Source organism: Virgibacillus sp. MSJ-26 (assembly GCF_018918075.1).
Lineage (GTDB): Bacteria > Bacillota > Bacilli > Bacillales > Amphibacillaceae > MSJ-26.
Genome location: NZ_JAHLPW010000009.1, coordinates 88,366 through 100,507 on the forward strand (window position 1 = coordinate 88,366; position 12,142 = coordinate 100,507).

The 12,142-nt window shown below is 37.0% G+C and carries 11 protein-coding genes; 4 read left to right on the plus strand and 7 right to left on the minus strand.

All coding sequences use genetic code 11. From position 1 onward, the window contains the following. Window positions 1-18 precede the first annotated feature (18 nt). Together KQI49_RS10240 and KQI49_RS10245 are read right to left on the minus strand one after the other, a co-directional pair. Window positions 19-567: a hypothetical protein gene (locus KQI49_RS10240; RefSeq protein ID WP_216488631.1), complete on the minus strand. Its 549-nt coding sequence runs from the start codon at window positions 565-567 to the stop codon at window positions 19-21. A gap of 167 nt (window positions 568-734) precedes the next feature. Then, window positions 735-1,055: a hydrolase gene (locus KQI49_RS10245; protein WP_216488633.1), complete on the minus strand. Its 321-nt coding sequence runs from the start codon at window positions 1,053-1,055 to the stop codon at window positions 735-737. Window positions 1,056-2,092: 1,037 nt separating this feature from the next. On the opposite strand from KQI49_RS10245, the gene KQI49_RS10250 reads away from it, so the two are divergent. Both KQI49_RS10250 and KQI49_RS10255 read left to right on the plus strand, forming a co-directional pair. After that, window positions 2,093-3,076: an ABC transporter substrate-binding protein gene (locus KQI49_RS10250; RefSeq protein ID WP_253286781.1), complete on the plus strand. Its 984-nt coding sequence runs from the start codon at window positions 2,093-2,095 to the stop codon at window positions 3,074-3,076. Between the two features lie 93 nt (window positions 3,077-3,169). Continuing rightward, a complete protein-coding gene (locus KQI49_RS10255) occupies window positions 3,170-3,958 on the plus strand; it encodes a GNAT family N-acetyltransferase (RefSeq protein ID WP_216488635.1) in 789 nt (262 codons plus the stop codon). Between the two features lie 99 nt (window positions 3,959-4,057). Here the strand turns inward: KQI49_RS10255 and KQI49_RS10260 are convergent, their stop codons facing one another. The 5 genes from KQI49_RS10260 to KQI49_RS10280 form a co-directional block, all read right to left on the minus strand. Continuing rightward, a complete protein-coding gene (locus KQI49_RS10260) occupies window positions 4,058-5,512 on the minus strand; it encodes an o-succinylbenzoate--CoA ligase (RefSeq protein WP_216488637.1) in 1,455 nt (484 codons plus the stop codon). A gap of 201 nt (window positions 5,513-5,713) precedes the next feature. Continuing rightward, the gene (menB, locus tag KQI49_RS10265) at window positions 5,714-6,532 is read right to left on the minus strand and encodes a 1,4-dihydroxy-2-naphthoyl-CoA synthase (RefSeq protein WP_216488639.1); all 819 of its coding nucleotides are present in this window, start codon (window positions 6,530-6,532) and stop codon (window positions 5,714-5,716) included. A gap of 30 nt (window positions 6,533-6,562) precedes the next feature. Then, window positions 6,563-7,375: a 2-succinyl-6-hydroxy-2,4-cyclohexadiene-1-carboxylate synthase gene (gene menH / locus KQI49_RS10270; protein WP_253286782.1), complete on the minus strand. Its 813-nt coding sequence runs from the start codon at window positions 7,373-7,375 to the stop codon at window positions 6,563-6,565. A 1-nt stretch (window position 7,376) separates the two neighbouring features. After that, complete coding sequence (gene menD, locus KQI49_RS10275; RefSeq protein WP_216488641.1) at window positions 7,377-9,122, minus strand: 2-succinyl-5-enolpyruvyl-6-hydroxy-3-cyclohexene-1-carboxylic-acid synthase; 1,746 nt, start codon at window positions 9,120-9,122, stop codon at window positions 7,377-7,379. Window positions 9,123-9,158: 36 nt separating this feature from the next. After that, window positions 9,159-10,547, minus strand: coding sequence for an isochorismate synthase (locus KQI49_RS10280; protein WP_216488643.1), 1,389 nt, complete (start codon window positions 10,545-10,547; stop codon window positions 9,159-9,161). Window positions 10,548-10,764: 217 nt separating this feature from the next. Here KQI49_RS10280 and KQI49_RS10285 point away from each other — a divergent pair, with 217 nt between their 5' ends. Beyond that, window positions 10,765-11,700, plus strand: a complete 936-nt coding sequence (locus KQI49_RS10285; RefSeq protein WP_216488646.1) for a 1,4-dihydroxy-2-naphthoate polyprenyltransferase — start codon at window positions 10,765-10,767, stop codon at window positions 11,698-11,700. A 33-nt stretch (window positions 11,701-11,733) separates the two neighbouring features. After that, window positions 11,734-12,129, plus strand: a complete 396-nt coding sequence (locus tag KQI49_RS10290) for a hotdog fold thioesterase (protein ID WP_256439006.1) — start codon at window positions 11,734-11,736, stop codon at window positions 12,127-12,129. Window positions 12,130-12,142: the final 13 nt, after the last annotated feature.

Genomic DNA, 12,142 nt, shown 5'->3' on the forward strand with positions numbered 1-12,142 from the left:
AACTACCTCTAAACTTTTTTATAAATGTTCAATCTTTGAGATTTTCCAACCATCCTCTTCATAGATGAAGTCGTATTGAATGGTGTATGTTCCATCTAAATCTGTTTTATTTTCTTGGATCACTCTTGCAGATTTATTAGAAGATATTATATCATAATCATTATCTGGATTAAACCATGGTGGCGTTTCGGTTGGAATAATATATAATCCATCTTCTGTCTCGTTAAAATAGAATTCTACATAAGGCTCAGCTGACTCATGTGTTGATATATTTTCAAATTCATCAAGCAATTCGTCTTTTGTCTCATATTGAATAACTTTGTAATCATCATCTATATCTTGTAAAATAACATTCATAAATTCATCAGTTAAAGATACAATCTCTTCATGAGTAAGATCAGCACTGGATTTCTTATTTTGTTCTTGATCCGCTATCTCCGCTTGTTGTTCGTCCGATTTTTCATAGCCCGCAAACGCAAGGATGGGTTGAATACTGAAAGTTACACATAAACCAATGGTTGCAGGAATACCAATGTATTTTATCCACTTTTTTATGTATACATTCATAATTTTTAGCCCCTCTAATAATTATTATTTATCTATTTATAGTATTCCTTTTAATCCTTTGGACTAAACTCCTTTTAGGGCGAAAGATCTAAATAAAAAAGTAAAGAGCAACATTCAAAAAAGAATAAGGTATTATGTTATCCTTATTCCTCCTTGCTTGTGATTATTCACATATGATGATCTCCTAAAACACCCATTTCTTCAATATGTTGTTTTGTGTCCCCATCTCCCAAATTATAAATCATTTGGAAAGCTTCAGTTATGCCTTGATCATAGGCATCATTTTCACTGTCTTTATGATAAGCCATAATAGGTACATGAGCCCGCATGTAAGCCCCGAAATCAGCATCGTTCATATTATCCATCTTAGCTCTTAATTGACTAACTTCATCTTCTGTTGCCTGGATTGTAAAATGGTCGTTATTGGCATATTTAATTTGAGATATTTCGGTTGAACTTAAATTAATGTAATATGTTTTCTTCTCCATCATTTATCACCTCAAACGTTATCTTTTCCAATAACATGTCAATTCATTCAAGCGGTTTGAACACTTGAAAATACAATATTAAGAATAAATATTTTTAACTTCAACTTACGCATCTTCGTCTAATTTTTTTCTGACAATACGTTTAAGCGGGTCAACCGAACTATAGATTTCCATTGACCTATCTAGATAGCTGTTCATACACAAAATCCATAAACTGCGACATAGTTCGAATGAAGAGTCTTTTCCCCTTCTGTTAAAGTAAGCGATAATTCGAACGCTGCGGAAAAAACGCTACGCTTTCCGTGGGCGGCTGATGAGCCTCCTCGTGCTACGCACTGCGGGGTCTCATCTAGGCCTCAGCTCCCACGGGAGTCTCCGCGTTTTTTCCTCCGCTTGGATTAGCTTACTTTCACGGCAAACAGACTTTGTAATAGTTAATCTTCTGGACAATGTCTAATTAAAAATCGTAGTGTCTACCCTAGCGCAGGCAGAATACGAAGACTCCTATGGGAACAACACGTGTCTGAAGACCCCGCAGCGGTGGTTTTTCCGCGAGGAGGCTGAAGCCGTGCCCATGGAAAGCGAAGTATTCTGCCGAAGCGAGGTGTACGCACTCTATTTGCTCGGATTAAACGGATCCCCATATTCACTATGTCGTAGTTTATATCAAATGCGCAGTAATAAAGATTTTGTGGGCTTGATTATCCAGTTTTCTCAGGGTCAGTTCATCGAGAAGTCAACTGGTGTTTGTATTTTATCTCTATTCCATGATCCCAAGGTTATATGTTAAAGTCATCCTGCGAAAGTTGGATTATACTAAATTAAATTTTATAAGAAAAATCCCGTAATTGCGTATATTTGACGATAATAGAGTCTTTTTTATGATATTAGTTTAAAAAAATATAGAGAACACCAGAAAGATGCCTTTATGTGTCAATAGCAATATGAACTTGCGTTTGCTATCTTTCTTATATCATCTTATCATTTAAATAGTAAGAGATTTTCGTTAACAAATTGCTATCATGAGGAGAGACAAAATGAGAAAAAGAAACATTATTATTTTTGGAATTTTTCTTTTAATCGTACTATTCTTTACTGGATGCAGTTCGGATGCTTCTGCAAAAAAAGAGCCGATTAAATTTGCAGATGCGGGTTGGGAAAGTGCACGATTCCATAATGAAGTTGCTGGTATTATAATTGAAGAAGGATATGGATATAAAACTGAAGAAGTTACCGGATCCACAGCAGCAATCATGACCGGGATTGAAAATAACGACATCGATGTACATATGGAAATATGGTCAGAAAACGTAATGGATATTTATGAACCTGGGCTTGAAGAAGGTTACTATATAAAACAATCAGTTAACTTTGACGACAACTTTCAAGGTTTATACGTTCCGACATACGTCATAGAAGGTGATCCTGAACGAGGTATCGAGCCTATGGCCCCTGACTTAAAATACATAACGGATCTACCTGACTACTGGGACTTATTTAAAGATCCAGAAGACGATTCAAAAGGAAGAGTTATCGGATCAATATCAGGTTGGACTGTAGATGAAATATTATTTGATGGATTTGAACATTACAATTTAGATGAATCCTATAACTACTTCCGTCCAGGTTCGGAATCAGCCATTAGTATATCTCTTGCTAGTGCCTATGAAAAGGGCGAACCATGGATTGGCTATAACTATGAACCAAACTGGGTTATGGGTAAGTATGATATGACACCGATTCTAGAAGAAGATCCCGAGGGACCGCTTCAATCAATTGGCGCGCAGGACATCGATATTATCACGAATGATAGCCTGCCTGAGCGTGCCCCGGATGTTGTGGAGTTTTTACAGAATTACGAAACATCAAGTGATATCGCAAACGAGGCACTTGTATTTATTGAAGAAGATGAGGCAACAGCAAATGAGGCAGCCATCAAGTTCTTAAAAGAAAATGAAGACTTATGGACTCAATGGGTCTCGGATGAGGTCGTTGAAAAAGTCCAAAAAGCCATTAAATAAAATATAATATAAAACAGGCAATAAGAACATAGGGAGCAGCATATTGTGAAGCTTGTGTCTCTTTTCCTACTTATTATATTAGGGGGAAACAACATGGAGGTAAAAAGAAAACAACAGCTTATGATTGAAAATCTCATTGCAAAGACAACATTTTTAAGCAAGCAAATGAATGGGGCGACAATTATAGAAAATGATATTATTACCGCTGTAGACAGCGATTTCCCTTCATATAATGCGAATATTATTACGCTGAAGTCCAATGAAGCTGAACAAATTGAGGACAGCTTACCAAGCGTCCTATCGACATACACTGAGAAAAATCATCCTAAAAACATATGGAGCTTTGAGGAAAATAAAGATGTTAATACAATGCTTGAAAACATTGGATTGAGCGAATATGAAACATCATATATTGCCATGATTGCAAATCTATTTTCAATGAGGCCATCCATGCAGCATCATGATGAAATGGACATTCAAAGGATTCAATCTCCTAAAGACATAATAAAATTTGGTGAAATTATTTCAACACTGTATCAAGGAACTCCTGAAGCTAAGGCAATTCAAAATTATTATTCTAAAGCAGCTAACATTCCTTTATCCAAACAAGAAAATTTTCATTTATACAAAGGTATTTACGAAGGAGAAATTGTCACAATCGGCTCTCTTATGATAACTGGTAATACAGCGGGAATTTACGATATGGTTACTTTAGAAAAGATGCGTGGAAAAGGTTTTGCCACTTTTATGATTCAATATTTGATCAATCAAGCCAAATCCAGGAATGTAGCTTTTTGTACTCTACAAGCATCGTCAGACGGGGCAAACATTTATAAAAGAGTTGGGTTTGAACCTATTGGAACATTAAAGGTTTATGAATAACAACTAATATTTAAAACTGATATTCCTAAATAGGCTGGGGCAGTCGTATGATATAAACGCTTATGTCCCTAGCTCTATTTTATTGATTACTTTTATAGGTTAAAACAATTCCTTTAATTTATGACGGACAATTTTGTTTGAAGCATTTCGTGGTAGATCTTTAACAAAATAAATGTCCTTAGGTCTTTTATAAGAGGCTAAATTCTCTTTAGCAAATTGCATAACATCCTCTTTTGATATCGTCGATCCTTCTTTTTTTACTATAAATGCGACCGGAACTTCTCCCCATTCATCGTGTTGTATTCCCGTAACCCCGACTTCGCTCACTCCTGGGATTTCCAATAAGTAACTTTCAATTTCAGACGGATAAACATTCTCACCACCTGAAATAATTAAATCACTACGACGATCTACTACATAAAGAAAGCCTTCTTCATCTAAATAGCCTAAATCTCCTGTTTTGAGCCAATCATTCTGAGTTGATTTCATATTGGCCTCTTTATTTTTAAAATATCCTTTTGTCACCATTGGTCCCTTGACATAAATTTCGCCTACTTCATTTTGATTTTCTGCTGCTATTTTTAACTGGGCCGGTGTTAAAGGCTTCCCTGCTGAACCTAATTTACGTAAAGCATCAGTCGGACTTAAAGTCGCAATTTGCGATGATGTTTCAGTGAGACCATATGATTGAAAAACTGGGATCGAAGCATCTTTTGCTTGAAGTAAGACAGGTTCAGGTGCAGGCCCTCCTCCTAGAAGCATACAGCGAAATGTATTAGGATAACGCTTTTCACCAAGATCGTTTAGCAGTCGTTGTAACATAACGGTAACTACAGAGGCAATAGTGACGTCTTTTTCCATAATAGCTTCTTGGAAAAGATGTCTATCAAATTTTTCCATAACATAAACTGGCATGCCATAAATAGCACTTTTAAGTAGAATTGACAAGCCACCAACATGGAAAAATGGTAGAACGGCGAGCCATTTGTCTTCATGAGAAAGCCCAAGATTGAGAGCTGATCCAACAGCACTCCACCAATGGTTTCCATACGTATGGATTACCCCTTTAGGAAATCCAGTCGTACCTGAGGTGTAGATAATAGTGAAGGGATTTGCCAGGTTTATTTCTTCTTGTAGTGGTTGATCTATTTCTCCATATGAATTTACTTCTGTAAAGCTTTTCATTGTATTAGTCTGTATATGAGTTGCCTTTTCAACTAAAGCATCTAAGTATAATAAAGTGGATATTTCTGCATCATCAATTTGATATTGCAACTCTCGATTTGTTAATTTTGTATTTAATAAAACGATGACAGCACCTAAATAACTAAGCGCATGTATAGTAATAACCATTGATGAATGATTTGTTGAGAGAATACCCACATGGCTACCTTTAGAAATTCCCAAGTGAGCGAGCTTTTTCGCATAAGATTTACTCTGATCACATAATTCTTTGAAAGTCATTGTCCTGCCATTAACCAATTCTATTGCAACCTGATTAGGCTTTAGCTCAGCCTGTTTTGACAACCAATGTGGAATGATAGTTTCCGCCATATAAACGCCTCCTCTTTTAAAAATATTTACTGGAAAACACTAATACACTCATTGAAAAGCTGAATAGAATCAAATCTATGTATATTATAGGTCAAAAACATGAATCATAGGTAGCAAAAATAACCGAACAATGACAATTGACATTAGCTCATTGTTCGGTCTTTATTAATTATATACTAAAATCCGATTTCTAATATCTGATTAAGGAAAACGTGGGAACTGATCGAAGTCTGGCTTTCTTTTTTCTTTAAATGCATCACGACCTTCTTTAGCTTCTTCAGTTGTGTAATAAAGAAGAGTTGCATCCCCGCCCATTTGCTGCAGTCCAGCCAAACCATCTGTCGCTGCGTTGAAAGATGCTTTTAAAAACCTCAGTGCAGTTGGTGATTTTTCAAGAATTTCAGAGCACCATTGTAGTGTTTCTTCTTCTAGTTTATCAAGTGGAACGACCTTATTGACCATGCCCATCTCGTATGCTTCTTCTGCATTATATTGACGGCAGAGGTACCAGATTTCGCGAGCACGTTTTTGCCCTACCATTTCTGCAAGTAATCCTGCTCCATAACCAGCATCAAAGCTGCCCACTTTTGGTCCTGTTTGTCCAAAAATAGCGTTATCTGCTGCAATGGTTAAGTCACAGACGATATGAAGAACATGTCCACCGCCAATTGCGTATCCAGAAACCATGGCAATGACCGGCTTTGGAATCGTTCTGATCAAGCGCTGTAAATCTAAAACATTTAGGCGTGGCACTTGGTCATCGCCAACATAGCCACCATGTCCACGGACTGATTGGTCGCCACCAGAGCAGAACGCTTTTTCTCCCGCTCCTGCAAGTAAAATAACACCAATTGAAGAATCATCTCTTGCATCTGCAAAGGCATCAATCATTTCGTTAACGGTTAATGGTGTAAAGGCATTTCTCTTTTCAGGTCGATTAATTGTAACTTTCGCAATACCGTTATATTTTTCATAGATTATTTCCTGGTAATCTCTTGCTTTCTCCCATGTTACTGTCATGAAAATCCTCCTATGTAGTGGTAGTTTAATTTAGCAGTTTGATTGTTGGTTTACAATAAACTCTTTTACTATCTTACCAAAAATTCCGGGTTGTTCCACATGAATTGCATGGCCTGCGTTAGAAATTATTTGAAATTCATTCCTGGGAAGCAGTTTAGTCATCTGTTCGTTAATTAAAATAAACTTTTCATCTAACTTTCCAGTGAGCAATAAGACAGGACATTTAAGTTCTGTTAACTGGTTCCACCAACTTGGTTGAGAACCTGTCCCCATGGATCTTAAAGACTCTGCTAATCCTTCAGGGGACTGTCGAATCCGTTCGTTGCGGATTACTTGCTGAGCATCATACGATAAGTTTTTTTGAGTTTTAAAAAGTGGAATAGATTCCCAGTAATTAACGAACGAGATAAGCCCTTCACTTTCAATACGTTTAGCTAACTGATCGTCTTTTTCAATTCGCTTCAAACGTTCCCCTTCAGATTTCAATCCTGGTGACACGCTCTCTAAAATAAGTGATTCGACCATTTCTGGATAGTACATAGCAAAAGACAGGGCTGTACGACCACCCATGGAATAGCCAAGCAAATGAACAGAAGATAAGTTTAAATACTCAAATAAAGTCTTCAGTTCTTTTGAGCATTGCTCCATCGACCTCGGTTTGTTTACTCTTGTTCTCCCATGGCCCGGAAGATCAATTAAAATGAGTTGAAATGAATCTTCCCAACGGTTAATAAAAGGATGCCATGTTTTCATACTTCCTGTAAAACCATGTAACATAACTAAAGGTGTCCCTTGTCCATAAATCTCATATGCATACACTGCGTCATTTATTTTAAATTCCAAGTTATCTCACCTTTTTTAAGATCTTTTCATGTATATCATTCCACAATTTCTGATGCCAATGACTGTTTTTGGTTCGATCTGTTTTCACCTCAATAACCGATAAACCACCAGCATTATAAGATTCTTTCAAGTTAGTTTTTAATGACTCTTCATTTTCTGCAAGAAGGTATGTTCCATTGTACATTTCAATGGCTTTCTTAAATTCAATGTCAATCGGTGTACCGAACAAGGCTTCAAAATGCTTACCATGCTTCGCTTGCGGTAAAAACGAAAAAATTCCGCCACCATTATTGTTGATTAATAAGATAGTTATATTGATACCATAATGTTTTGCGGTTAGTAATCCATTCAGATCATGAAAAAAAGACAAATCACCTAATAATAATGTGACATGATTTTCAGTTGTAGCCGCTGCTCCAAGAGCACTTGACACCATGCCATCGATGCCATTTGCTCCTCTGTTTGCGAGAACTTTAATTTTCTTTGTCGTTGTTGTAAAAAAGGTATCCACATCACGAATAGCCATGCTATTACCTACATAGAGTTGATTTTCTTCTGGAATGACTTCTAGCAAGCCACGAACTGCTTCGCCCTCTGTAATTACTGCTTGGCTGGGAGCAGATAAGTAACTTCTTGTAATTTGATTCATTTGTTGCCATATAGTTAACCAATTTCCTTCAATGTTGGGTAAATTGGGCTGAAATTTCACTGCATCTTTACAAAACAAAATCGGATTAGCGTAAATAAATGCACTGTTAATACCTGAAGGATCTCGGTAGCCTTCATTATTTTCAACAACAAATTGAGGTATATCGTCATTTTCTTGAACATAAAAAAGATAGGCCTTGGAAACTGGCATTGCTCCAAAACGGATAATGAAATCAGGCTTTAATATTTCCCTGATTGATTGATCTCTTAAGAAAGCATCATAACCTTCAATGATATTATCTTTTTTGTGAGCACCTGAGCGTAATTGAGAAAGCGGATCAGCTAATATTGGGAGCCCCCACGTTTTAGCAAGCTGCGTGAGGCTCTTAGCTAATTTAGAATCGATTTGTGGACCGCAAACAATAACACCTCGTTTTCGTGCTTGAACTTTTTTTAGAATTTGACTAAGCATGCCTTCCGCTACTCGTTTTGCCCCATTGTAAACTGGGTGATGAGTTGTTTCTTGATGTGACATCCATAAATTTTTTAGAGTGAAATCAGGTACGAGTGGCTCTCTAAGTGGAAAATTCAAATGTACTGGTCCAGCTGGCTCCATCTGGGCAGTTGAAATTGCTTTTGATGCGCAACTGCGTGAATAATTAAGCATCTGCGGGCTGCTTTCAGGCAAGGCCATTTCATGAAACCATTTCGGATAATCTCCATATAAATCAATTTGATCAATCGCTTGCGGTGCTCCAACATCTCTTAATTCATGCGGCCGATCCGCTGTTAATACAACTAATGGAACACGGCTGTAAGTAGCTTCAACAACTGCTGGATAATAATTTGCTGCAGCTGTACCAGACGTGCAAATTAGTGCCACGGCGCGATTTATCTGTTTAGCAATGCCTAGCGCAAAAAAAGCGGCTGAACGTTCATCTATAATGATCCATTCTTTCAATTTAGGATGCTCCACCACCGTCATTGCCAGGGGGGTTGAGCGAGAGCCTGGCGAAATAACAACATCGGTTACTCCGCTCTTTACAAGTTCATCAATAAAATGCGCTATATATCGTGTTAAGTCCTCTGTGTGTGTCATCATTTTCCTCCATTAAAATCATCATGCTAGGGACTATTAGTTACTTTCCTGCAAAACATTCAACATGGGTAAAAATTTCATACCCGTTTCTTGATATTCGGCGTCAATATCTGAATCTTTAACAATACCACATCCAGCAAATAATGACGCCTCATCTTCTTGAATTAATCCCGACCGAATACCGACAACAAATTCACCATTCTGATTACTGTCAACCCATCCTATCGGTGCACCGTACCATCCACGATCTAGCAGTTCATGAGAACGTATAAAGGCTAAGGCATCTTTTGTAGGCGTTCCTCCAAGGGCAGGAGTTGGATGAAGTTTTTTAATAATATCAAAAACGGTTGCTTCCTTTTTAATCTTTGCTTTCACTGGAGTGTATAGGTGTTGCAGGTTTTTCAGTTTATATATAGTCGGTGTGTTTGGTATATCAATGTTAGTGCAGTGTTCCTCAATCCCTTTACGAATCATTTGGACAACGAAATCATGTTCTTCTAAGTTTTTCTGATCGTTTAAAAGTTGATGGCTTAACATTTCATCTTCTTTTTTTGTTTTACCTCGAGGCAATGTACCAGCTATACAATCTGAAAGCATATTCTCCTTTTCCACTTTTACTAATCGCTCCGGGGTAGCACCTACAAAACAATCCTCACCATAATCAAAAGCAAACACATAACTATTAGGCTGAGTTTCAAGTAATTTTTTAATAACGGACGTTACATCTACTTTTTTTGAAAAAGTTAAGCGCATTTCCCTGGCCATAACGATTTTTTCTACATCTCTATGACGAATAGTTTCTCTTGCTTGATGAACTGCTTGTTTCCATTGTTCAGGCTCAATTTCATGTTTACTGTCAAGTGCAACTATGGACTGTTTTTGATTAGTTTCTGTCAGCAATATCTGTTCCTTTTCCAAAAGTTCTTCTGCTATGGTATGTGGATCATCTTCTGTGGATAGATATGCATTTTTAGTTAAATAAAACTCGCCATTATATTTTGTTATTAATATTTCCGGTATATGTAACTGACTATCAGCAAAATTCTCCCATAAGCTTGATTTCTCTTTGAGAGGATCAAATGACATTCCACCTAGCGCAACTAATCCAGTGCCTGGTGTTTCATAGGGATTATAAACTTCAGCGTGCCTTTGAATGTTTTCAAACGCCGATTGTGTTTTTTTAAATCGATTTTCTGTTGCAGTGATATTATAAATATTGCCAGCACTGACTACGAGAAAATCATCATTTGTGCTCATCCAGAAAGTACGGTAAGGTGTTAACTTTTTAGCAACTGAAAAGAATAACAAAGGGTTTATCTCCTCAATTTTCCTAGTCATACTTGCTATTTTTCTATCGTTTTGACTCATTTTTAACAGTGTATCATTTATAAACGATGCAAATTTTTTTTCATCTAAATCCAACATGTCAAGAAGCCTCCATATCTAAACATCAATCTATTTCTTTAATTCACTGTATCTATTTTATTCTCTTTTAGCATCTTTCTCAAGGAATGCCCATCACGAGGTAAGTTTGACACTTTAAGCTGCATGAAAGCACTTGTTTACGACAAAAAATGAAATTAAATTGACACCCCTCTATTAATTACATAAGATAATGATATAGTTTTTAAGAGGAAGGGTCATGGAATCAATGAAAAAACATCATGTAAAAGACGCATTAAATGAACGAGATGGCTTCCATGTATGGTGGCGCTTATTACGCCCTCATACACTTACAGCATCGTTTATTCCTGTTTTCGTAGGATCGATGGTTGCTTATAACGATGGATCGCTTCATATAACATTGTTTCTTGCTATGCTTTTAGCATCAATTTTAATTCAAGCGGCAACGAATATGTTCAATGAATATTATGATTATGTCCGCGGTCTCGATAATGAGCAATCGGTCGGGATCGGCGGAACGATAGTCCGCGATAAGATTGCACCGAAAACTGTTTTAAACTTAGCTTTGGCATTTTTTGGAGTCGCTATTTTATTAGGTATTTATATTTGTTATATGTCAAGTTGGTGGGTTGCTTTAATCGGTGCTATAGGAATGTTAGTAGGTTATTTATATACAGGTGGGCCAATTCCTATCGCTTATACACCATTTGGTGAGCTATTCTCTGGTTTTTTAATGGGAACAGTTATTATCGGAATCAGCTATTATATCCAGACATTAACTTTGTCGGTTGATGTTATTTTAATATCAATCCCTATCGCTATATGTATCGCGACAATTATGCTATCAAATAATATTCGAGACTTGGATAACGACAAAGTCAGTGGGAGAAAAACGATTGCTATTTTACTTGGTCGAAAAAACGCAGTCCGTTTTCAAGCAACATTATTTATCATTGCTTATGGCTTGACGGCTCTCTATATTATTACCGGAATTCTACCCCTTTGGTCCCTCATCACCTTGATCAGTGGAATGAAAGCCATCGAGGTGATTAAAAAATACAAAGGAAAAACCCAACCACTTGAAATCATGCCTGCCATGGCAGCGACAGGGAAACATAATACGTTTTATGGCTTTTTGTTAGGTGTATCGCTTTTGATCAGTCATTTTTTCTAATTGATAATTAAAGATCTGGGGAGTGGAGAAATTTTGGAGGATAAATTAATCAAAGACACATTGATTGAGACACTTGGTATGGAAATTACTTCAATGGACAAACAAGCTGTTGTTCTAACGATGCCTGTCGATTCACGAACACATCAACCGGCCGGCTTCTTGCATGGTGGAGCTAGTGTCGCCCTGGCCGAAACAGCTGCTAGTATTGGTGCTTTATTAAATGTTGATCCCGAAGAAAAATCCGTATTTGGAATTGAAATTAATGCGAACCATATTAAAAGTAAAAAAAGTGGCGTCGTGACAGCAAAGGCTGTCCCACAGCATATTGGCAAACGTACCATGGTTTGGGAAATTAACATTACAGATGAAAATGAAGAGCTTATTTGTGTTTCAAGATGCACAATTGGGGTAGTAGCTAAAAGAGGATAGTGTTTAGATCTTT